This window comes from Actinoplanes sp. NPDC049668 (genome assembly GCF_044465445.1).
In the GTDB taxonomy this organism is placed as follows: Bacteria; Actinomycetota; Actinomycetes; order Mycobacteriales; family Micromonosporaceae; genus Actinoplanes.
Genome location: NZ_JBITLR010000005.1, coordinates 273,364 through 294,301, shown reverse-complemented (window position 1 = coordinate 294,301; position 20,938 = coordinate 273,364). Strand labels below are relative to the sequence as shown.

The 20,938-nt window shown below is 73.9% G+C and carries 16 protein-coding genes; 6 read left to right on the top strand and 10 right to left on the bottom strand.

Translation table 11 applies throughout. From position 1 onward, the window contains the following. The first annotated feature begins 119 nt into the window (after positions 1-119). Positions 120-1,145 (top strand): hypothetical protein, encoded by a 1,026-nt coding sequence (locus ACIBSW_RS22490; RefSeq protein WP_354727890.1) that lies wholly within the window; start codon positions 120-122, stop codon positions 1,143-1,145. A gap of 3 nt (positions 1,146-1,148) precedes the next feature. On the opposite strand, the gene ACIBSW_RS22485 is transcribed toward ACIBSW_RS22490, so the two are convergent. The 6 genes from ACIBSW_RS22485 to ACIBSW_RS22460 all read right to left on the bottom strand — a co-directional run bounded on the left by ACIBSW_RS22485 (position 1,149) and on the right by ACIBSW_RS22460 (position 8,852). Continuing rightward, entirely contained in the window at positions 1,149-2,183 is a 1,035-nt protein-coding gene (locus ACIBSW_RS22485; RefSeq protein WP_354727888.1) for a Dyp-type peroxidase, read from the bottom strand. Between the two features lie 93 nt (positions 2,184-2,276). Next, on the bottom strand, positions 2,277-4,070 hold the full coding sequence (locus ACIBSW_RS22480; protein ID WP_354727886.1) for a TIGR03767 family metallophosphoesterase: 1,794 nt from the start codon (positions 4,068-4,070) through the stop codon (positions 2,277-2,279). A gap of 135 nt (positions 4,071-4,205) precedes the next feature. After that, positions 4,206-4,751, bottom strand: coding sequence for a hypothetical protein (locus ACIBSW_RS22475; RefSeq protein WP_354727884.1), 546 nt, complete (start codon positions 4,749-4,751; stop codon positions 4,206-4,208). Positions 4,752-4,813: 62 nt separating this feature from the next. After that, positions 4,814-6,718 carry an elongation factor G gene (locus tag ACIBSW_RS22470; protein ID WP_354728447.1) on the bottom strand — a complete coding sequence of 635 codons (1,905 nt, stop codon included), beginning with the start codon at positions 6,716-6,718 and terminating at the stop codon, positions 4,814-4,816. Positions 6,719-6,960: 242 nt separating this feature from the next. Next, entirely contained in the window at positions 6,961-7,716 is a 756-nt protein-coding gene (locus tag ACIBSW_RS22465) for an SUMF1/EgtB/PvdO family nonheme iron enzyme (RefSeq protein WP_354728449.1), read from the bottom strand. Between the two features lie 11 nt (positions 7,717-7,727). Beyond that, positions 7,728-8,852, bottom strand: a complete 1,125-nt coding sequence (locus ACIBSW_RS22460) for a pyridoxal-phosphate dependent enzyme (protein ID WP_354728451.1) — start codon at positions 8,850-8,852, stop codon at positions 7,728-7,730. A 55-nt stretch (positions 8,853-8,907) separates the two neighbouring features. On the opposite strand from ACIBSW_RS22460, the gene ACIBSW_RS22455 reads away from it, so the two are divergent. Further along, the gene (locus ACIBSW_RS22455; protein ID WP_354728453.1) at positions 8,908-9,672 is read left to right on the top strand and encodes a class I SAM-dependent methyltransferase; all 765 of its coding nucleotides are present in this window, start codon (positions 8,908-8,910) and stop codon (positions 9,670-9,672) included. Here the strand turns inward: ACIBSW_RS22455 and ACIBSW_RS22450 are convergent. Genes ACIBSW_RS22450 through ACIBSW_RS22435 form a run of 4 tightly spaced genes read right to left on the bottom strand, consistent with a single transcriptional unit; the run spans position 9,656 to position 13,849 of the window. Continuing rightward, positions 9,656-10,570 (bottom strand): DUF5995 family protein, encoded by a 915-nt coding sequence (locus ACIBSW_RS22450; RefSeq protein WP_354728455.1) that lies wholly within the window; start codon positions 10,568-10,570, stop codon positions 9,656-9,658. The genes ACIBSW_RS22455 and ACIBSW_RS22450 overlap by 17 nt on opposite strands. Before the next feature lie 60 nt (positions 10,571-10,630). After that, positions 10,631-11,611 carry a pyridoxal-phosphate dependent enzyme gene (locus ACIBSW_RS22445; RefSeq protein ID WP_354728457.1) on the bottom strand — a complete coding sequence of 327 codons (981 nt, stop codon included), beginning with the start codon at positions 11,609-11,611 and terminating at the stop codon, positions 10,631-10,633. Continuing rightward, complete coding sequence (locus ACIBSW_RS22440; RefSeq protein ID WP_354728459.1) at positions 11,608-12,222, bottom strand: TetR/AcrR family transcriptional regulator; 615 nt, start codon at positions 12,220-12,222, stop codon at positions 11,608-11,610. Before ACIBSW_RS22440 ends, ACIBSW_RS22445 begins: the two co-directional genes overlap by 4 nt. Positions 12,223-12,274: 52 nt before the next feature. Continuing rightward, positions 12,275-13,849, bottom strand: coding sequence for an MFS transporter (locus ACIBSW_RS22435; protein ID WP_354728461.1), 1,575 nt, complete (start codon positions 13,847-13,849; stop codon positions 12,275-12,277). A gap of 221 nt (positions 13,850-14,070) precedes the next feature. Here ACIBSW_RS22435 and ACIBSW_RS22430 point away from each other — a divergent pair, with 221 nt between their 5' ends. From ACIBSW_RS22430 to ACIBSW_RS22415, 4 genes are read left to right on the top strand one after another with little or no spacing between them, the layout of a single operon-like run. After that, the gene (locus ACIBSW_RS22430; protein WP_354728463.1) at positions 14,071-15,627 is read left to right on the top strand and encodes a GMC oxidoreductase; all 1,557 of its coding nucleotides are present in this window, start codon (positions 14,071-14,073) and stop codon (positions 15,625-15,627) included. A gap of 16 nt (positions 15,628-15,643) precedes the next feature. Beyond that, the gene (locus ACIBSW_RS22425) at positions 15,644-16,678 is read left to right on the top strand and encodes a glycine betaine/L-proline ABC transporter ATP-binding protein (RefSeq protein ID WP_354728465.1); all 1,035 of its coding nucleotides are present in this window, start codon (positions 15,644-15,646) and stop codon (positions 16,676-16,678) included. Beyond that, the gene (locus tag ACIBSW_RS22420; protein ID WP_354728467.1) at positions 16,675-18,585 is read left to right on the top strand and encodes an ABC transporter permease subunit; all 1,911 of its coding nucleotides are present in this window, start codon (positions 16,675-16,677) and stop codon (positions 18,583-18,585) included. The genes ACIBSW_RS22425 and ACIBSW_RS22420 overlap by 4 nt, the downstream gene beginning before the upstream one ends. Further along, the gene (locus ACIBSW_RS22415) at positions 18,582-20,933 is read left to right on the top strand and encodes an FAD-dependent oxidoreductase (protein WP_354728469.1); all 2,352 of its coding nucleotides are present in this window, start codon (positions 18,582-18,584) and stop codon (positions 20,931-20,933) included. The genes ACIBSW_RS22420 and ACIBSW_RS22415 overlap by 4 nt, the downstream gene beginning before the upstream one ends. The last annotated feature ends 5 nt before the right edge of the window (positions 20,934-20,938 follow it).

Below are 20,938 nucleotides of genomic sequence, written 5' to 3'. Positions count from 1 at the left end.
GAATTCTGTTGCCGGACAGGGATGCATTTGAATATGGCGTTCGCCCTATTCTCGGGCCACGCGGCCGTCGCTAACTTCCCCTCCTGAACGCCGTCCTCACCTATGCGCCAGGAGCATCCGTGCCCAGATCACCAGTGCCGGCCGCACTCACCGCCATCGCCACCCTCGCCGGCCTGCTGGCCGCTCCGGCCGGCGCCGCCGCGGCTCCGGCGGCCTGGGAATCCGTTCCGTTGCAGCTGTCGGCCGGCGCCGACCAGGCCGGCGTCGTGGACATCAACAATCGGGGGCACTCCGTCGGCACGGTCGAACTGCGGGCCGTGACCTGGGACGATGCGGGCCGGATCCGTCTTCTTCCGCTGCTGCCCGGCTTCACGCGGAGCCGGGCCGAGGCCATCAACGACGACGGCGTCATCGTCGGTTCGGTGCAGTCCGTCGGCGGGCCCGCGCCGCACCATCGCGCGGTCCGGTGGAACACCGACGGCACCATCACCGTGCTGGATCCGAACGCGACCGAGACCACCTATGCCACGGCGATCAACTCCGTGGGGGCGATCGCGGGAACCCGGGGCGGCGCGGGAAGGGCGGTGCGTTTCGCCGGTGGCGGCGCCGTCGATGCCGGCGGAACCGGCTCGGTCAACGACATCGCCGACGACTCCGGCGCCACCGTCGTCGGCACCACCGCGCCGCCGTCCTGTCCGCCGTGCACCGCCTACGCGTTCCGGCAGAACGGTGCCGGCGCCAAGGTCCGGCTGCCCGGCACGGAGGACAAGTTGTCGTGGGGCAACGGCGTGAACCGGGCCGGGACCCTGATCGCCGGCCGGCTGGAGACCCACGCCGCGACGTGGAAGCGCGTCACGTCGGGCACCCCGCCGCAGACGCAGTGGGTGCTGACCGACCTCGGCCAGGCGAAGGCGGGCGCGCCGACGGACCCGAAGGGCCTGAGCGGCGACGGCCGCTTCCTGGCGGGCGAGACCACCGTCGACGGCGAGCCGCGCGCGTTCGTGCACCTCGGCGGCGCCTTCACCCTGCTGCCCGGCGCGCACGCGAAGGCGACGGCCGTCAACGACTCCGGCACGGTCGCGGGCACCCTGCGCCTGAACGGTGACAGCATGGACACGCCGGTGCTGTGGCGCCGGACGGCCTGAGGCTCAGCCGAGGAGCGGTCCGACCCACGAGGTCGTGCCCGCCCGGGGCGGCACGAAGAAGTAGCCGCCGCCGACGGTCAGGGTGTAGCGGCCCAGCCGCTCGCCGGCGAGACGTCGCTGCACCGCCTCGAACCCGGTGGAAAGATCATTCTGGTACGCCGTGAAGAGCAGGCCCTCCTCGTCACGGCCCCGGAACGAGTAGCCCCGCCGGGCGAGCGGCGCCACCGAACCGTCCCGCGGATTGGCGCGGCGCACGTGCGAGTCCAGCGGCGTGCGCCGCCCGTGCGGGTCGTCGGCGTAGACCGGCTCGGCGCCGGCGGGCCGGCCGTCGAGCCAGCTGCCGTCGCGCCGCCGCCCGATGATGCGCTCCTGCTCGGCCTCGGGATCCCGGTTCCACAGCTCGGTGGCGAACTGGATCACCCGCACCACGAGGTAGCTGCCGCCGACGGCCCAGGCGGGCTCGCCGCGCCCGTCGCGCACGCGCACCGCCTCGGCACCGGCCGCCGGTTCCGGGTTGCCGTGCCCCTCGACGAAGCCGAACAGGTTCGTGGCGAGTGGCCGCCCGGCGTCGACGCGCGCGGCCTCCCGGAACCCGGCCATCCGCCACCGGACGCCGAGATCGTCCGCGATCGCCGCCGCCTCGCGGGCGGCCTCCTCGGCGGTGTCGGCGCCCACCTGGACGAGCAGGTCGCCGTGGCAGCGCCGCGGGTCCAGCACGTCGCCGGGGAACGACGGCATGGCCGCCAGTTGCCGGGGCCGGTGCGCGGCGAGCCCGGCCCGGTCGAAGAGCGCGGCGCCGAGCGCCACGGCGGTCTCCACGCCGTCGGCGGCCGACTCGGCCCGCTCCGCGAGGCGGCGCAGGGCGCCGGCGACACCCCGGGAGTCCGGCAGGTCCAGGGCGGCCAGCACCGTATGCGGCCGGGGCGGGGCACTCAGCAACTCGGCCCGGGCCCGGCCCGGCCGGGGTGCCGAGCAACCACCGACCAGGCCGGCGGCGGCGAGGGCCCCGCCGGCGATCACCCCACGCCGGGTCGGCACGTGACCACTCCTCGAGGAAGCCCAACGATGTCAGCGAGGAAGGTAGCGGCGGCCGCCGCCGGCCGGCATAGGGCGAACGCGATATCTTTCCGATCAGCCTCCGCTCATCGCGGCGACCCGGGCGCCGTGCCGGGTGCGCGCCGCGACCGGGTCCGGCAGGAGCAGCTCCACGTTGCGGTCCGTGAGCTCGCCGCGGCGCGCGTCCGTCCGGTTGGAAAGGTCGTTGGCGGACAGCTCGCGGGAGAGCGAGGCCAGCGTGGCGGGGTCGGTCAGCCGGCCGTGCCGGGAGATCGGGCCGCCGTGGTCGACGATCGTGCAGAAGATCGACAGGGTGTCGTCCAGGTTGTCGGTCACCTCGAGGATCCTCGACTGCTGCGGCCAGTCGATGTGCGCCGCCGTGTTGATCTCCCAGAAGCCGCCCGCGACGGCCGCGCCCGACGGGCGGGCGTATGGGAGCACCTGGTTGCGGTGCGTGTGCCCGTTGACCCAGGCGATCACGTTGGGATAGCGCAACAGCAGGTCCCGCACCTGCGCGCCGCCGAACCGCCCGGTGCCGTCGGACACGTTTGTCATCGACCCGATCGTGTGGTGACTGAAGATCATCACGTACTGGTCCGCGCCGTGGCGGCGCCGCACCACCTCGCCCGACGGGGACAGCCACTGCCGGCTCGCCGCCTGCAGCCGCGCCTCCAGCCAGGCGAACTGCTCCGGGTCCAGCGACCCGTCCGGGCCGCCGCTGCTGGTGACCGTGTCCAGCACGATGCCGCGCACCCGTCCCCGGTCGAACGTGTAGTAGGCGGTGCCCGAGGCCCGGTTCGCGGCCGTGAACCCGTGCCCGACCGGGCCGCCGGTGGTCCTGAAGTGCTCCTCGATGGTGGTGCCGCGGTCCACGATCCGGCGCCCGGCGTCGGGCGTGACGAACCGCCGGCCGCCCTCGGCCAGCTGCTTGGCCACCGCGGCCGGGTCCAGCCGCAGCAGCCCGACGATGAACTGCACCTGCGCCGGCAGCGGCGCCGCCAGGATCGACGGCGGCAGGCTGGTCAGCTTCAGCGGGCCGGTCGCGATCTGCCGCAGCAGGTCGTTGGCGGGCAGGTTGCCCTGCACCAGGCCGTCGTGGTTGCCGTAGACGGCGTACCACGGCGTGCGAAGCCCGGCCGCCCGGAACGGCCGGCGGGCGGCGTCGAGCAGGCCCGGCACCCGCGGGAACCCGTACTCGGCGGTGAGCACGCCGAACCCGCTCTCCGGATGCCAGTAGACGGGGTCCGGCGCCACGTCGTCCAGCACGCCCTCGTAGCGCCCGGTGTCGCCGGAGTCCGGGCGCACCGGCCCGCCGTCGAGCAGGTCGATGTACCAGCGCAGCTCGTTGAACTGACAGTTGTCGGTGTTGTCCCCGGTGACGACGGCGAACCGCACCGGCGCCCCGGTCGCCGGGCCGTGGCGCACCTGGCGCAGCCGGGCCACCGACGCGTTCGCGACCTGCGCGCTCAGCAGCTCCTGCGGCCGGTGCGCGCTGGCGAAATCCCCCAGGCCCGGGACACCGCTGTACCGGTCGAGGTACTCGAACCGGGCCGGCGACTGCGCGTCCATCACGTGCACGTCGGTGAGCTGGGTGAAACAGGTCAGGACCCGCCGGTGGCGGCAGAAGTGCCGGGACACGCCGGCCAGGTCCCCACGGAACAGGTGCGGCTCCCCGGCCGCGGCGGTCAGCCGCGCATAGCCGCCGGCACCGGCCGGTCCCCGGACGATGGTGCGCGCCAACGTCGTCCCGGCGCCCCGGCGCACGCCGGCGGACGCGGGCGGCGCCGAGTACGGATCGATCGTGCCGGCAACGGTCAGCCCGGCCGCGCCGAGCGCGCCCCCGAGGATCGAACGCCTGGTCAGTCCCACGGCACTCCCCCTTAGAACCGCCTCGTCGCGGTCCCTCCACGATTTCCGGCAGGTTTCGGAAGCGCAATCAGCCGAAGGTCCTTTGTCGACTTCCTCGCGGCCGTCCATCATGGGTGGTCCGCAGCGCGACGCCCCTCAGGCGGCCAAGGGCGCGCCCTTGTCGAACGTCCACGCCGGGAACCTCTCGGCCAGGTATGCACGATGACCGTCCCAGTCGGCCGGTCCGAGCAGCCGCGGCGGCGAGATTCGCAGCCCGTCGGTCCGCGACCGCTGCTGATAACCCCAGGCGAATCCGGCCAGCGGGACGACGAGCCGCCGGTCGACGTCCCACGGCCCGATGGTCAGGAAGCTGTGCGCCTCCCACCGCACCGCGCCTTCGCGCCACCGGGACGGCGCGTCGAACAGCACCGGCTGAACCCCGTACCAGGCGAACGGCGCGGTGGAGTCCTCGAACAGGTCGAAGGGGTCGACGCCGAACCGAGCCGCGGCGTCCGGCTCGCGGACCAGTTGGACCCAGCCGAGCAGCGCCCGGTATCCGCGGGCGCTGAACTCGACGGACGCCGTGCACATCGGCATGCCGCGCTCCCGGTCGGTCTTGCCGACGGCGACCGGGTCGGCGTTGGGGGCGACCTCCACGGACACCCGCCCGTGCTCACCACCGAATTCGAAGGGAATCTCCACCCGGCCAGTCTCCCATCGGGCGGGCGGGGCCTGGCATGGTCGCCAGGCCCCGCCCGCCTCGGTCACGCCGCGTGGCGGTAGCCGGCCGGGCGGCTGGTGAAGTCGCCGCGGCCGTGTGTCCGGCTGCGCAGCCGCGTCGCGTAGCCGAACAGCTCGGCCAGCGGCACGACCGCGGTGACCGAGCGCGCGGTGGAGCCGGTCACCTGCGCGCGGCGGGCCGACAGGTCGCCCAGCACGGCGCCGAGCGCGTCGGCCGGCGCGGTGACCACGACCTCGGCCACCGGTTCCAGCATCCGCAGCTCGCACGCCGCCAGCGCCGCGCGCAGGCCGAACCGGCCGGCCGCGCGGAACGCCAGGTCGGACGAGTCCTTCACGTGCGTGGCCCCGTCGGTCAGGGTCACCGTGAGGCCGACGACCGGGTGGCCGCCGAGCGGCCCGCCCGCCAGCGCCTCCCGGCAGCCGGCCTCGACCGCGCGGACGTACTCGGCCGGCACCCGCCCGCCGGTCACGGTGGAGGCGAACGTGAAGCCCGTCCCGTCGGCGGGCGCCACGTCGAGCACGACGTGCGCGAACTGGCCCGCGCCGCCGTCCTGCTTGACGTGCCGGTACGGCACGCCCGTCACGCCGCGCACCACGGTCTCCCGGTAGGCGACCTGGGGACGCCCGACCGTCACGTGCAGGCCGGTGTTGCGGTGCAGCGTCGTCACGGCCACCTCCAGGTGCAGCTCGCCGAGGCCGGACAGCAGGATCTGCCCGGTCTCCGGGTCCACGCGTACGGCCAGCGACGGGTCCTCGCCGACCAGCACGGCGAGCGCGGGCAGCAGGCGCTGCGCGTCCCCGCGGGTGCGGGCCTCGACCGCGACGGACACCACCGGCTCCGCCGACCGCGGCGCCTCCAGCTGTGCCGGGTGCGCCCGGGTGGACAGCGTCGTACCCGCCCGCGCGGTCTTGAGCCCGGACACGGCGACGATGTCACCGGCGACGGCCCGGTCGAGCTCGGCATGCCGGTCCGCCTGCACCCGCACGATCCGCGACACCCGTTCGGTCCGGCCCGTTCCCGCGTCCCACATCACGTCTCCCTTGCCGATCGTGCCGTCGTACACCCGCAGGAAGGCGAGCCTGCCGGCGCGCTTGAACACCAGCGCCACCGGCGGCGCGCCCGGGTCGCCGGCCGGGCCGGGCAGGTAGTCGACCACCGCGTCGAGCAGCGGCTCGACGCCGATGTTCCGGTACGCCGATCCGCACAGCACCGCGACGGCCTCGCGGCCGCGGGTCAGCTCGCGCAGCGCCGTGACCAGCGTCCGCGTCGACATGTCCCCCAGCTCCTCCAGCGCGCCCGGGTGCCGTTCCGCGACCGCCTCCTCCAGCTCGCGGCGCGCCCGGCGGGCCTGCTCGTCGTCGGCGGGCTCCGCGTGGAGCACGCCGCCGGGCCAGGTCAGCCGGCGCATCCCGACCAGGTCGACGACGCCGCGGAAGTCGCCCTCGGCGCCGATCGGCAGCTGCACCGCGAGCGCGGCGACGCCGAGGCGGTCGCGGATGGACGCCACCGCCGCGGCGAAGTCGGCGCCCGGCCGGTCCAGCTTGTTGACGAACGCCAGCCTGGGCACGCCGTACCGGTCGGCCTGGCGCCACACGGACTCGCTCTGCGGCTGCACGCCCGCGACGCCGTCGAAGACGGCGACCGCGCCGTCGAGCACCCGCAGCGACCGCTCCACCTCGTCGGAGAAGTCGACGTGGCCGGGCGTGTCGATGAGGTTCAGCCGGTGGCCGGCCCAGTCGCAGCCGACGGTGGCCGCGAAGATGGTGATGCCACGTTCCCGCTCCTGCGGATCGAAGTCGGTGACCGTCGTGCCGTCGTGCACCTCGCCACGCTTGTGGGTGGCGCCGGTCGCGAACAGGATCCGCTCGGTCAGGGTGGTCTTTCCGGCATCGACGTGAGCCAGGATGCCGATGTTTCGTACGCGCATGATCTCGGTCTTTCGGTGGGCTGTGGACACAGACGGCGCCCACCCGACCCACACGACGTGTGGGTCAGGTACGTCCAGCCCCGGTGGCGCGGCCGGGGCCGGGCACACCAGACACGAGAATCAGCTCGAAACGCGAGACGGGGACGACAACCACGGTGCGGTAACCCACGGTGCTGCCCTCCCCTCGCTCCTCATCGGCGCGACCGAGAGTAGGTACCCGGCCCGGCGCTGTCGATCGAATTTCAGCGGGGCGGCAGCGGCGCGGCCGGGCGGACCGCGGTGAACTCCGCGTGCTCGTAGCGGGTCGCCGAGAGCAGCAGCAGCCACTCGTCGCAGCCCTGCCACGGGTAGAGGTCGGCGGCGCCGCCGCGAACGGTCCGGGGGCCGTCGCCGGTGCGGGGCCGGGCGTCGGACGGCGCACCGGTGAAGCCCGGTATCCACGCGTCGGCGCAGATCTCGCTCGCCGAGCCCATGGCGGCCAGGCCGAACGCGTTCTCCATCGCGGCGATCCGGTCCTCGTCGGCGAAGTCGTCGAGCAGCTGGTCCGCACCGGGCTTCGCGTCTCCCCGGAACGTGAGGGTGGTGGTTCCGGCCCGGGCCGCGTACTCCCACTCGGCCTCGCTGGGCAGCCGGAACGCCCATGCCGCCAGCAGCTCCTCCAGGCCGTACTCGAGCCGTGCCGTGACCGAGTCCTCGTCGGCGTAGTCGTCCTCGTAGTCGGGCAGCCAGTGCTGGACCTGAGCGACCGTCAGCGGGTGCCGCGCGAGCAGGAAGGGCTCGACCCGGACCTGCCGCACCGGCCGCGCGTCCCCGGTGCCGGCGCGGAACGGCTCGATGGTGTCCTCGACCCCGCCGTCGCGCTCGATGGCGCCGATCGCGTCCAGCTCCGCGTCCGACAGCCCCATCCGGAACGTGCCGCCGGGCACCTCCCGGAACACCACGTCCGACGCCCCGTGCCGCCAGGCCGGCCGCCCGGCGACGGTCTCCTCGATCCACATGCCGGTGAACGCTAGCAGCGCGCCCCGGTCAGGAGCCGGCCCACCATGTCCGCCGCCTTGAGTGCCGAGCCGGTCAGGATCACCACCGTCGTCTCGCCGGGGCGCAGCGTGCCGCGGCGCAGGAACTCGCGGGCCGCCGGCAGCACGATCGAGCTGGTCGGCTCCGCGTAGAGGCCGCGGCGGGCCAGCTCCAACGTGGCGGGCGCGATCTGGTCCTCGGGGACGGCCGCCATGTCGCCGCCGGACTCCCGGACGGCCGCGAGCACCTCGCGGTCGCGCACCGGCGCCGCGATCGCCGTGCCCTCGGCGACGGTCGGCGTCCACTGCGCCGGCGAGACCGCGGCGGCGCCGGCGGCGAAGGCGGCGACCAGCGGGCCGCAGTGTGCCGGCTGGGCGACCAGCAGCCGCGGGCGCCGGTCGATCGCGCCCGAGCGCAGCAGTTCGCCGAAGCCGAGGTGGCAGCCGAGCACCAGGCTGCCGGCCCCGGCCGGCAGGACGACCGCGTCCGGCGCGGCGAAGCCCAGGTCCTCCCAGATCTCGTACGCGATCAGCTTGGTGCCCTGCAGGAAGAACGGGTGCCAGTTGTGGCTGGCGTAGAAAGTGGCGGCTGAGCGTCGCACGGCCTCGTCGGCGGTGGCCTGGCGTGTGCCGGGCACCAGGTCGACGACGGCGCCGTGCGCGCGGCTCTGCTGGATCTTGGCGGGCGACGTCGACTCGGGCGCCAGGATGGTGGCGCGGATCCCGGCGGCCGCGGCATAGGCGGCCACCGACGAGCCGCCGTTGCCGCTGCTGTCCTCGAGCATCTCGGCGACGCCCTGGCGGGCCAGGGTGGAGACCATGACGGTGGTGCCGCGATCCTTGAAGCTGGCGGTCGGGTTGAACCACTCCGGCTTGACCGACAGCGGCACCCCGTCGACGTCGAACGGCAGCAGCGGCGTGCAGCCCTCGCCGAGGCTCACCGGCCGGTCGTAGCTCAGCGGCAGGGCGGCCGCGTACCGCCACTGGGACCGTACCCGGGTGTCGACGTCGTGCCGGTCGATCCCCGGCAGGTCCTCGACCAGCAGGGGTGAGCCGTCGTCGCCGCGCCAGCGCGGTTCGTCCAGGTGGTAGCGCCGCCCGGCCCGGTCAACCAGCATTCCCCGATCTTGCCAGAGCCCCGGCCGGCCGCTGTGATCAAGTTAGGGTCTGGTCGTGAACGACATCGATTTCGGGCGCACCGCCGACGACTACAGCCGCCACCGGGCCGGCTTCCCGGACGAGCTGATGGACCGGCTCGCCGCGCTCGGCGTCGGCGGCCCCGGGCGCGACGTCGTGGACCTCGGCACCGGCACGGGCAGCCTGGCCCGGCTCTTCGCGCTGCGCGGCGGCGCGGTCACCGGCGTCGACCCCGCGACCGCGCTGCTCGACAAGGCCCGCCTGCTCGACGAGCGCGCCGGCGTCGAGGTCCGCTACGTCGCGGGCGCCGCCGAGCGGACCGGGCTGCCGGACAACAGCGCCGACGTGGTCAGCGCCGGGCAGTGCTGGCACTGGTTCCGGGCCGCCGAGGCCGCCGCCGAGGTCCGGCGGCTGCTGCGGCCCGGCGGGCACGTCGTCATCGCGCACTTCGACTGGCTGCCGGTGCCCGGCAACGTCGTCGCCGCCACCGAGGCGCTGATCCTGCGGCACAACCCGGCGTGGGCGCTCGCCGGTGGCACCGGGCTCTACCCGCGCTGGCTCACCGACCTGCGCCAGGGCGGCTTCACCGGGATCGAGACGTTCTCGTTCGACCTGGACGTGCCCTACTCGCACCTCGACTGGGCCGGGCGGATCCGGGCCAGCGCGGGCGTCGCGGCCAGCCTCGACCCGGCGGCCGTCGGCGTCTTCTCCGCCGAGCTGACCGCCCTGCTCGCCGACCGGTTCCCGGCCGAGCCGCTGCGGGTCCCGCACCGGGTGTGGGCGGTCATCGCCCGCCGGTGAGCCGGGACCAGGCCCGGCGTAGCGCGCCGCGCGCGGCGCGCAGCATCGCGCCGATCCGGTTGACGATGCCGTCGGCGTTGATCAGGGCCTCGCCGAGCAGCGCGGAGGCGCGGTCCATCAGCAGCTTGGCGCGGGCCAGGTCGTCGCTGTCGCCGCGCAGCTGCCACAGTCGCTGCGCCTGGTCCCAGGCGTGCGCCCGGGTCGCCGAGACCAGCACCCGCTGGCTCCAGTCGTCCAGGTCGCCGACCAGGCGGTCGATCCGCAGCTGCCACGCGGTGGAGTAGCGGCGGCGCAGGCCCGGTATCTCCTCGAAGAAGATGTCGTTGATCAGCAGGTAGTCCGGGTGGATGACCTCGTCGGTGGGCGCGCCCGTGCGTTCCCACGTGGCGACCAGGGCGAGCGCCAGGTCGTGGTTGATGTGCGCGTTGACGCCCAGCATCGCGGCGGTCAGTTTGCTCAGCTTGAGGCTGCGGGAGCGGCGGAACAGCACCTCCCAGGCGTCCGGGGTGGCGTCGTCGTCGACGCCCCAGCGGCGCAGGGCGTCGAAGTAGCGCTTGGCGAACTCGACGTCGAGCAGCTCCAGGAAGGCCGGATCCTTGACGTCCTCGCTGGTCAGCAGGTTGGCGACCCGGTCGGTGATGGTGAAGTAGAGCGAGTTGAACGCGGCGACCCGGTTCGCGGCCCGCGGCGGCAGGTCGTCGAAGATCTTCTGGGCGGCGGTGAGCCGGGTCAGCACCCCGGCGATGTCGGTCGGCGGGGTGGCGCAGAGCTCGGCGACCTCCCGGTGCGCCGGCTCCCACCCGCGGCCGGGCCAGTCGGCGGGGGCGAGCTGGGCCCGCTCGTCGCGCAGCAGCGCGGCGCTGTCCGTTACACGGTCGCGGTCGAACGCGACAGTCATGGGAACCTCCACGCCGTTCACCATGATGTCGCGGTCCGGCGCTGACCATAGTCCGGGCGGCTACCCGACAGTAGAGGCCTCGTGAGCGGGGCGGATAAGCTCGGCGAAGCGGGCGGCGTCGATGTTTCCGCCCGAAAGGATCAGACCGACCCGGTCCGGCAGCGGCCCGGCCCGGCCGGCCAGCAGCGCCGCCAGCCCGGTGGCGCCGCTGGGCTCCACGACGATCCGCATCCGCTCGAAGGCGAAGCGCATCGCCGCGCGGATCTCGTCGTCGCCGACCAGGGCGATCTCGTCGGTCAGGCGCCGGTTGACCGAGAACGTCAGCTCGCCGGGCGTCTCCGCGGCCTGGCCGTCGGCGATGGTGCGGGGCACCGGGATCGCCACCCGCCGCCCCGCGGCCAGCGACCGCCGGGTGTCGTCGCCGGCCTCCGGCTCCACGCCGATCATCCGGATGCCGGGGTGCAGGCCCTTGGCCGCCGTCGCGCTGCCCGCGAGCAGCCCGCCGCCGCCGGTCGGCACCAGCAGCGCGCCGAGCTCGCCGGCGTCCTCGAGCAGCTCGAGCGCGGCGGTGCCCTGGCCGGCGATCACGTGCGGGTGCTCGTACGGCGGGATGAGCGCGAGGCCGCGTTCGGCGGCGAGGGCCGCGCCGAGGGCGACCCGGTCGCCGGTGTAGCGGTCGTAGGTGAGGATCTCGGCGCCGTAGCCCTCGGCGGCCGCGCGCTTGGAGGCCGGGGTGTCCGCGGGCATGAGGATCACCGCCGTGGTGCCGAACTCGCGGGCGGCCAGGGCGAGCGCCTGGGCGTGGTTGCCGGAGGAGAACGACGCGACGCCGCGCGAGCGCTGCGCGGGCGAGAGCCGGGACAGCGCGTGGTAGGCGCCGCGGAACTTGAACGCGCCCGTGCGCTGGAAGTTCTCGGCCTTGACGTGCACCTCGGCGCCGACCAGGGCGTCGAGGGTGCGCGAGCGCAGCACCGGGGTGCGGTGCGCGACGCCGGCGAGCAGGGCGGCGGCGTCCCGGACGTCCTCCAGGGTGACGATCACGCGGCCGCGCCGCGCAGCACGGCGTCGACCAGTGCCTCGGCGTAGCCCTCGTCGGGCACGTTCGGGTTCCAGCGCAGCATGTTCTGGGTGATGGTCGGCCCGGCGAGCATCAGCAGGGTCAGTTCGATGTCGAGGTCCTCGCGCAGCTCGCCGTTCTCGACGCCGCGGTGCAGCACCTGGCGCATGACGTCGCGCCGCGGCTCCATCACGCTGCGGTAGATGCGGTACATCTCCGGGCGCTTCAGCAGCTCCGGCAGCAGGCAGGCGGTGACCTTGCCGTACTCCTCCATGCGCTTGTTGCGCATGGCGGCGACCAGCATGACCAGGTCGTCGCGGACCGACTCGCCGGCCGGCACCGGCAGCGGGCCCTTCATGGTGGCGACCGCGTCGATCAGCAGCGCCTCCTTGTTGGGCCAGCGCCGGTAGATGGTCGCCTTGCCGACGCCGGCCCGGGCCGCCACCGCCTCGATCGAGAGGGCGTCGGCGCTCTGCCCGGCGCCGAGCAGGTCAAGCACCGCCTCGATGATCGCCGCGTCCGCGCGGGCATCGCGCGGCCGACCGGGAGCCTTGCGCTCCTGGTCGGCCGCATCGTCAACGCTGACCGTCGTCATGCGGTCCATTCTTACCGACCCCGCACGCCGGGACCATGCGAGGTGTGGAGTCTCATGCCTCGATCAACTCCGCCGCCGGGGGTGTGCCGGTGGGCGCGGGTGCCTCGGCGGGGCGGCGACCGGGCAGCCAGATCGCCGCGACCACGGCGCCGAGCAGGGCGAAGGCCACGCTGCCGATCGTCGCGTAGTGCATCGCCGTGACGAACGCGTCGTTGGCGGAGCCGATCAGCGCCGGGCCGGCCGGCCCGGCCCGCTCGGCGACCCCGTAGGCGCCGGCGATGGACTCCTGGGCCACCTCGCGCGCGGCGGCCGGCAGGCCCGCCGTCGCGTTCGCGATCTCGTCGCGGTAGGTGGACGAGATCACCGCGCCGAGGGCGGCCACGCCGAGGGCGCCGCCGACCTGCCGGATGGTGTTGCTGACCGCGGAGCCGACGCCGGCCTTCTCCCGGGGCAGCACCGACATGATCGATTCGGTGGCCGGCGGCATCACGTTGGCCATGCCGACGCCCATCAGGAAGAACAGCGCGCCGACGACCCAGATCGGCGTGGTCGCGCCGATGAAGAGCCAGCCGGCCAGGCCGACCGCGACCAGCAGCAGGCCGGCGGTGCTGACCTGCTTCGGGCCGAAGCGGCGGACCATCGCGGCGCTGCGCGGCGCGAACAGCATCTGCGCGACCGCGAACGGGACGAACAGCGCGCCGGAGGCCAGCGGGCCGTAGCCGCGGACCAGCTGGAGGTAGAAGGCGCTGAAGAACATCGCGCCCATGGCGGCGAAGAAGACCAGGCCGATCACGGCGACCGAGGCCGAGAACTGCCGGATGGCGAAGAGCTTCACGTCCAGCGAGGGGTGGTCGATGCTGCGCTCGTACAGGATGAAGCCGGCCAGGACCGCGACCGAGACGGCCAGGGCGACCCACGACTCGGGCCGGCCGAAGCCCTTCTCGCCGCCCTCGATGACGCCGTAGGTGAGCAGGGTCAGCCCGACGATGGAGAGCAGCACGCCGACCACGTCGATGCGGCCCGGCTTCGGGTCGCGCGACTCGGGCACCAGGGTCAGCACGAGCACGACCCCGGCGATCACGATCGGCACGTTGATCAGGAAGACCGAGCCCCACCAGAAGTGCTCGAGCAGCAGGCCGCCGACGATCGGGCCGATGGCCACGCCGAGGCCGACGGCGCCGGCCCAGACGCCGATGGCGCGGCCGCGCTCGCGCGGGTCGAAGACGTTCGCGATGATCGACAGGGTCGCCGGCATGACCGCGGCGGCGCCGAGGCCCATCAGCGCGCGGGCCCAGATCAGCTGGTCGGCGCTCTGCGCGTACGCGGAGAGCAGCGAGGCGGTCCCGAAGAGCACGAGCCCGACGGTGAGGGTGAGCCGCCGGCCGAACCGGTCGGCCAGGATTCCGGCGGTGAAGAGCAGGCCCGCGAAGACCAGAGTGTACGAGTTGATCGCCCATTCGAGCTGGCTCTGGCTGGCGCCGAGCCCCGCCCGCGGGTCGGCGATGGTGCGCAGCGCGACGTTGAGGACCGTGTTGTCCAGCACGACGACGAGCAGGCTGATGACGAGGACGGCGAGAATCGCCCAGCGCCGGGGATGGCCGGTGTTCTCTGCGGCAGGAACGTCCATGTGGTGCGGCTCCCGTTAGTTGCGATACGGAACAGTTCCGTATCCCTACCTCGAACCTAGACCCCGTCCAGTCGATACGGAACAGGCTCGTATCGTAATGTGGCGGCGGTCACCTCCCAGGATCCTCCGAGTTGGATTGTTGCGCTGCGGTAAAAAAGTCTGGATCTGCCATTGACCATGGGCCCGCGGCTGATGATCCTGGCACCACAAGGCGACGGAAGGTGCCGGCTCTGCGCACGAACGAGTTCGATGTGGTGGTTGTCGGCGGCGGTACGGCCGGCGCGGTGGTGGCCTCCCGCCTCTCCGCCGATCCGGGGGTACGGGTCTGCCTGATCGAGGGTGGACCGTCCGATGTCGGCGACGACCGGGTGCTCCGGCTCCGCAACTGGATCAACCTGCTCGAGACCGAGTACGACTACGACTATCCGACCGTGCCGCAGCCGCGGGGCAACTCGCACATCCGGCACTCCCGGGCCCGGGTGCTGGGCGGCTGCTCGTCGCACAACACGATGATCAGCTTCCTGCCGCCGCCCGGTGACTTCGCCGACTGGGTCGCCGCGGGCGCCGCGGGCTGGTCCTACGAGGAGATGCTGCCGTACTGGCGGCGCCTGGCCGTGCACATCGAGCCCGTCGCCGCCAAGGACCGCAACCCGCTCACCGAAGCCTTCGTCGCCTCGTGCCGCGACGCGCTCGGCGTGCCGGTGCACGAGGACTTCAACTCGGGCCCGTTCACCGACGGCACCGGCTTCTTCCCGGTCGCCTACTACCCGGACACCGGCATCCGCTCCTCGTCGTCGGTGGCCTACCTGCACCCGCACCTGGACCGGGCGAACCTCACCGTGCTGACCGAGACCTGGGCGTCGAAGCTGGAGCTGGACGGCGACCGGGTCACCGGGGTGCGCGTCACCCGCGACGGGCGCGAGGAGGTGATCAGCGGCGCCGAGTACGTGCTGAGCGCGGGCGCGATCGACACGCCTCGGCTGCTGCTGTACTCCGGCATCGGGCCCGCCGGCGACCTGCGCGAGCTCGGCATCGACGTGCGGCTGGACCTGCCCGGGGTCGGCGAGAACCTGCTCGACCACCCCGAGTCGCTGATCCTCTGGGAGTCGACCCGGCCGCTGCCGCCGCAGTCCGCGATGGACGCCGACGCCGGGCTGTTCGTGCGCCGCGAGCCGGGCGACGAGCGCCCGGACCTGATGTTCCACCTCTACCAGCTGGCGTTCACCCTGCACACCGAGCGCCTCGGCTACGACGTGCCGCCGCACGGCTTCGGGATGACCCCCAACGTGCCGCGGCCGCGCAGCACCGGCCGGCTCCGGCTGGCCAGCGCCGACCCGGCGGTCAAGCCCGAGCTGGACTTCGGCTACTTCACCGACCCGGACGGCTACGACGAGCGGGCCATCGTGGACGGGCTGCGGATCGCCCGCCGGGTCGCCGAGACCGAGCCGTTGCGGTCCTGGATCGCCCGCGAGATCGCGCCCGGGCCGGACCTGCAGACCGACGAGGAGCTCTCCGCGTACGGGCGGGCGGCGCACCACACCGTCTACCATCCGGCGGGCACCTGCCGGATGGGCGCCGCCACGGACGAGCTCGCCGTCGTCGACCCGGGGCTGCGGCTGCGCGGCCTCGCCAACGTACGGATCGCCGACGCGTCGGTGTTCCCGACGATGACCACGGTCAACCCGGTGGTGGCCGTGCTCATGATCGGCGAACGCGCGGCCGACCTGGTCGCCGCCGGCCTGGCCACCCGCCTGGACGCCGCGACACCCGCAGCTTGAACAGTGAGGCACAACCATGACACCCACCATCGCCGTCGAGCACCTGTGGAAGGTGTTCGGTCCGAAGCCGGACCGGATCGTCGGCACGCCGCTGGCCGAGCTGTCCCGCGCTGACCTGCGCGAACGCACCGGCTGCGTGGCCGCGGTCCGCGACGTGAGCTTCGACGTGCAGGCCGGTGAGGTCTTCGTCGTGATGGGACTCTCCGGCAGCGGCAAGTCGACGCTGGTGCGCTGCCTGACCCGGCTGATCGAGCCGACCAGCGGCGAGGTGCGCATCGACGGGGAGCCGGTGCGGGCGATGAACCCGCGGCGGCTGCGCGAGCTGCGCCGCCACGGGGTGGCGATGGTGTTCCAGCACTTCGGGCTGCTGCCGCACCGGCCGGTCGTCGACAACATCGCGTACGGCCTGGAGATCCAGGGCGTGAAGCGGGCCGAGCGGCACCGCCGGGCCGGCGAGGTCCTGGCCCTGGTCGGCCTCGAGGGGCACGAGCAGCAGTACCCGCACCAGCTGTCGGGCGGCATGCAGCAGCGGGTCGGGCTGGCCCGGGCCCTCGCCACGGACCCGGCGGTGCTGCTGTTCGACGAGCCGTTCAGCGCGCTCGACCCGCTGATCCGCCGGGACATGCAGGCCGAGGTGCGCCGGCTGCACGCCGAGGTCGGCAAGACGCTGGTCTTCATCACCCACGACCTGGCCGAGGCGCTGTCGCTCGGCGACCGCATCGCGGTCATGCGCGACGGCGAGCTGGTGCAGGTGGGCACCCCCGAGGAGCTGGTCGGCGCGCCCGCGGACGGCTACGTCTCGGACTTCGTGCAGGAGGTGCCGCGCGCCGACGTGCTCAGCGTGCGGTGGATCGTGCGCCCGGCGCGCGACGGCGAGAAGCTCGAGGACCAGCCGCTGCCGGCCGGCACGGTGATCCGGGACGCGGTGCACCGGGTGCTGCACGCCGAACACGCCGTGCGGGTCGTCGACGGCGACGAGCTGCTGGGCGTGGTCGACGCCGGGCAGCTGGTGCCGGCTCTGATCGGCCACCGCCCCCAGGTGCCGGCGTGACGGCCGTGATCGCCACCGAGTCCGCGACGAAGCCGGCGAGCGCGCCGCGCTGGACGCGCCCGTCACGCCGTACCGTGATCGCGGTTCTGGTGGTCGCGACCGTCGTCGCATATCTGAGCGTGCGCACCCCGGGGGCCGCGGACAGCGACGACGCGTGGGCGTTCCGGTTCTTCGGCGGCGTGCGGGACTGGGTCGACGAGAACCGCGACACCAGCCCGCTCTTCCTGTACGGCGTCAACTACCTGCGGCTCGGCGTCGTGGTCGTGGTCGACGCCGTGCAGGGGTTGCTGTACGGCCTCGGCTGGGCCGGCCTGGTCGCGGCCGCCGGCGCGCTGACCGCGGTCCTCGCAGGCTGGCGGCTGGCGATCGGCACGGTCGCCGGGTTCCTCTTCCTCGGCGTGCTCGGCCTGTGGGAGCAGAGCGTCGACACGCTCGTGCTGACGCTCTCCGCCGTGCTGCTCTCGGTCCTGATCGGGGTGCCGGCCGGCATCCTGGCCGCCCGGGTGCCGGCGGTCGGCGCGCTGCTCAAGCCGCTGCTCGACGTCATGCAGATCATGCCGACCTTCGCCTACCTGGCGCCGATGGCGCTGCTCTTCTCGATCGGCGAGCCGGCCGCGGTGATCGCCACGCTGATCTACGCGGTGCCGGTGACCATCCGGATCACCGCGCTCGGCATCAGCGAGGTGTCGCCGACGACGGTCGAGGCGGCCACCGCGCTCGGCTCGACCCGCTGGCAGCTGCTCGGCAAGGTGCGGCTGCCGATGGCCCGGCCCACCATCGTGCTCGCCGTCAACCAGACCATCATGATGGCGCTGTCCATGGTGGTGGTGACCGCGCTGATCGACGCGCCCGGGCTGGGCCAGAACATCGTGCAGGCCCTCGAGCGGGTCAACGTCGGCGTCGCGTTCGACGCCGGGGTGGCGATCGTGGTGCTGGCGATCATGCTCGACCGGGTCACCACCCGCGCCGCCGACCGCCGCCCCAGGCTGCCGTACCTCGCCGGCGTGGTGGCCGGCATCGGCGTGCTGGCGGTGATCGGCCTGCGGTCGGAGTTCCCCGAGGGCTGGCGGTTCTCCTTCGCCGGCCCGGTGAACGACCTCACCAGCTGGATCGAGTTCCACTGGTACGACGTCACCGAGGCGCTCAAGAACGGGATCAGCGCGGGCCTGCTCGACCCCCTCGAAAACCTGCTCGTCACCACCCCCTGGTGGCTGTTCGTCCTGGTGGTGCTCGTCTTCGGCAGCCTCGCCGGCGGCCCGCGGTCCGGGGCGATCGCCGCGCTCGCCGCGGCCGGGGTGGCCGGCCTGGGCCTGTGGCAGCACGCCATGCAGACCCTCGCCACCGTGCTGGTCGCCACCGCCGTCACGATGGCCTTCGGCGTGCTGCTCGGCGTGCTGTGCGCGCGCCACGACCGGTTCACCCGGGGCCTGCGGCCGCTGCTGGACGCCGCGCAGACCATGCCGTCGTTCATCTACCTGCTGCCGGCCGTCGCGCTCTTCGGCGCCAGCCGGTTCACCGCGATCGTCGCGGCCGTCATCTACGCCGTGCCGCCGGTCGTCCGCCTGGTCGAGCGGGGCGTGCGCGACGTGCCGCCGACCGTCGTCGAGGCCGCCCTCTCGGCCGGCTCGACGCCCCGGCAGCTGCTCTGGAAGGTCCAGCTGCCGATGGCCCGCGGCGGCCTGCTGCTCGCCGTCAACCAGGGCATCGTCATGGTCCTCGCGATGGTCGTCGTCGGCGGCCTGGTCGGCGCCGGCGCGCTGGGATACGACGTGGTGGCCGGCTTCTCCCAGCGCGAGGACTTCGGCAAGGGCCTGGCCGCCGGCCTCGCCATCGTGCTGCTCGGCGTCCTGCTCGACCGGCTCACCCAGGGCCTCCACTCCGCGAAAACGAAGGGAGCCGGGGCGTGACCGTCGTCATCATCGGAGCCGGGATCGTCGGCTGCTCGCTCGCCGACGAGCTCACCCGGCGCGGCCGCACCGACGTCACCGTGCTCGAACAGGGCCCGCTCTTCGCCACCGGCGGCTCCAGCTCGCACGCGCCGGGCCTGGTGTTCCAGACCAACCCGTCGCGGACCATGGCCAGGTTCGCCGGCTACACCGCGGCCAAGCTGACCGAGCTGGGCTGCTACGACGCGGTCGGCAGCCTCGAGGTGGCGACCACCGGCGAGCGGCTGCGCGAGCTGCACCGCCGGCACGGCTACGCCACCTCCTGGGGCATACCCGCGCGGGTGCTCGGCCCGGACGCCTGCCGGGAGCTCTACCCCCTGCTCGGCGACGTGCTCGGCGGGCTGCACGTGCCCGGCGACGGCCTGGCCCGGGCCGTCGACGCCGGCGAGGCGCAGGCCCGGCGGGCCACCGCGCGTGGCGCCCGCTTCCTGGCACACCAGCGCGTCGTGGCGATCGAACAGCGCGGCGGCCGCGTCACCGGGGTACGCACCGACGACGCCTACTACCCGGCGGACGTGGTGGTCAGCTGCGCCGGCTTCTGGGGCCCCGCGGTCGGCGCGCTCGCCGGCGTCGACATCCCACTGCTGCCGATGGCGCACCAGTACGTCCGCACCGGCACCCTGGACGCCGCGCCGCCCACGCCGATCCTGCGGCACCAGGACCGGGACCTGTACTTCCGCGGGTACGGCGACCGGCTCGGCGTCGGCTCGTACCTGCACCGGCCGATCCCGGTCGAACTCGGCGACCTCTCCCCCGGCGCGCAGCCGTCGATGCTGCCGTTCACGCCAGAGGACTTCGACGAGTCCTGGGCGGCGGCCGCCGAGCTGCTGCCCGCGCTGGCCGGTACCCGGCCGCAGGAGGGCTTCAACGGCGTCTTCTCGTTCACCGCCGACGGCTTCCCGCTGATCGGCGAGGCCCGCGAAGCGCGCGGTTTCTGGACGGCTGAGGCCGTCTGGGTGACCCACTCCGCTGGAGTCGCCCGCGCGCTGGCGCAGTGGTTGGTCGACGGCCGGCCCGGCGTCGACCTGCACGAGTGCGACCTGAACCGCTTCGACCCCAGCCAGCTCTCCCCGCACTACGTCCGGGAGCGCTCGATCCGCAGCTTCGTCGAGGTGTACGACATCATCCATCCGCTCGACCCGCCCTCGATCCGCGACGTGCGGGTCAGCCCGTTCCACGCCCGGCACGTCGAGCTGGGCGCCGTCTTCGGCGAGGCCGCGGGCTGGGAGCGTCCGCTGTGGTTCGAGGCGAACGCGGGGCTGCCGCGCACCGAGGTCGAGCGCGACGACTGGTCGGCGCGGCACTGGTCGCCGATCGCCGCCGCCGAGGCCCGGGCCACCCGCGAGGGCGTCGCCCTCTACGACATGACGCCGCTGACCCGCCTCGAGGTGACCGGCCCGGTCTCCTTCCTGCAGGGGCTGACCAGCGGCGACGTCGACCGGCCGGTCGGGACTGTGGTGTACACGCTGCTGCTGGACGAAGACGGCGGCGTCCGCAGCGACGTGACAGTCGCCCGCCTCGCGCCGGAGGTGTTCCAGGTCGGCGTCAACGGGCCCCTGGACCTGGACTGGCTGCTGCGGCACCGGCCGCCCGGCGTCACCGTCCGCGACATCACCGGCGGCACCTGCGGCCTCGGCGTCTGGGGGCCGCTGGCCCGGGACCTGATCGCGCCGCTCGCCGACATCGACGTCTCGCACTCCGCGTTCGGCTACTTCAAGGCCCGGCGCGCGCACCTCGGCCCGGTGCCGGTGACCATGCTGCGGCTCTCCTACGTCGGCGAGCTGGGCTGGGAGGTCTACGCGAGCGCCGAGCACGGCCCGAAGCTGTGGGACACGCTCTGGGCGGCCGGGCAGCGGCACGGGATCGTGGCCGGCGGCCGGGCCGCGTTCAACAGCCTGCGGCTGGAGAAGGGCTACCGGGCCTGGGGCGTCGACATGACCGCCGAGGACGACCCGTACTCGGCCGGGCTCGGCTTCGCGGTGCGGCTGGACGCCGGCGACTTCACCGGCCGAACCGCGCTGCTGGGGCGGGTCGACCCCGAGCGGCTGCTCACCTGCCTGGTGCTGGACGACGAGGGCTGCGTGCCGATGGGCCGCGAGCCCGTCCACGCCGGCGGCGCGGCCGTCGGGTACGTCACCAGCGCCGCGTACGGGCACACCGTCGGCGCGCCGATCGCGTACGCCTGGCTGCCCGCCGCCCTCGCCGTGCCGGGCACCCGCGTCCAGGTCGGCTACTTCGACCGGATGCTGAACGCCACCGTGGCGGCCGAGCCGCTGTTCGACCCGAAACACGAACGCATCCGGCGTTAGGAGAG

Excerpts from the sequence above, each read along its gene's own strand:
- ACIBSW_RS22470 (WP_354728447.1), bottom strand. The coding sequence starts at position 6,718 with ATGCGCGTACGAAACATCGGCATCCTGGCTCACGTCGATGCCGGAAAG.
- ACIBSW_RS22465 (WP_354728449.1), bottom strand. The coding sequence starts at position 7,716 with ATGTGGATCGAGGAGACCGTCGCCGGGCGGCCGGCCTGGCGGCACGGG.
- ACIBSW_RS22460 (WP_354728451.1), bottom strand. The coding sequence starts at position 8,852 with ATGCTGGTTGACCGGGCCGGGCGGCGCTACCACCTGGACGAACCGCGC.
- ACIBSW_RS22450 (WP_354728455.1), bottom strand. The coding sequence starts at position 10,570 with ATGACTGTCGCGTTCGACCGCGACCGTGTAACGGACAGCGCCGCGCTG.
- ACIBSW_RS22440 (WP_354728459.1), bottom strand. The coding sequence starts at position 12,222 with ATGACGACGGTCAGCGTTGACGATGCGGCCGACCAGGAGCGCAAGGCT.
- ACIBSW_RS22435 (WP_354728461.1), bottom strand. The coding sequence starts at position 13,849 with ATGGACGTTCCTGCCGCAGAGAACACCGGCCATCCCCGGCGCTGGGCG.
- ACIBSW_RS22425 (WP_354728465.1), top strand. The coding sequence starts at position 15,644 with ATGACACCCACCATCGCCGTCGAGCACCTGTGGAAGGTGTTCGGTCCG.